General features: G+C 39.5%; 1 protein-coding gene. It reads right to left on the bottom strand.

Going from position 1 to position 783, the window contains the following annotated elements:
• Nucleotides 1-381 precede the first annotated feature (381 nt).
• On the bottom strand, nucleotides 382-783 hold a 402-nt coding region (gene infC, locus G1O98_RS38435; protein ID WP_163939712.1), incomplete at its 5' end, for a translation initiation factor IF-3.

The following is a 783-nucleotide window of genomic DNA, read 5'->3' as shown; positions in this document are numbered from 1 at the left end:
CAAATATTGGAAATCTAGCATTACTAGCTTTTATTAGCAAAGGGGGGAAAGGAGTAAAAATCAAGCAACACACGAAAATTAACAATGCACTGCTAATGCTGCTTAGACACTCAGGCAGTCCAACCTGATCACAAAACCAACGACAGCAATTGCTTAATCACCTTTGTTGCGTAGAATAACTGTGGCTATAGCCAAGCGCAACACCAAAGATATTCACAAAGAAAAAATTCATGCACTCTTTTGCTCCCAATTTGACAAGATCCAAACAGCATTGGTGATTGGAACTAACACTTGAACTCTCTAATTTAATTACGCCGACGTTTCACAAGGATGAATAGAGCGATCGCACTTCTAGAGTTAAGACATCTCTTAAAAAGTAATTTAGGCAGGAATGATTAAAGCAATTAGTGAACGCTTATCAAGTGATTGAACTTTTCCTACAGAGTTGAGATCAGTTACAACCCGATCTAATAGTTCTCCAGCTTGCTCACGATATTGATGTTCCCGACCTCGTAAACGAACGGCAAATTTCACCGAATCGCCTTTACTCAACCACCCAACTGCTTGTTCAATACGTAACTTATAATCAGCTACACCTATATTCAAACCAAACCGAACTTCTTTTACTACTGGTCTAGCACTTTGTGCCTGACGCTTTTTCTTTTGATACTGAAGCTTACCATAATTCAGAATCTTTGCAACTGGAGCCTCTTTTCCTTCAGACACTAATACTAGGTCTAACTCTAGGCTTTCGGCTAGCTGTAATGCTTCATTGGTATCGGT

It is taken from the genome of Nostoc sp. UIC 10630, assembly GCF_010747425.1.
Lineage (GTDB): Bacteria > Cyanobacteriota > Cyanobacteriia > Cyanobacteriales > Nostocaceae > Nostoc.
The sequence above is the reverse complement of the archived record's forward strand: the minus strand, read 5'-3'. Positions and strand labels throughout refer to the sequence as shown.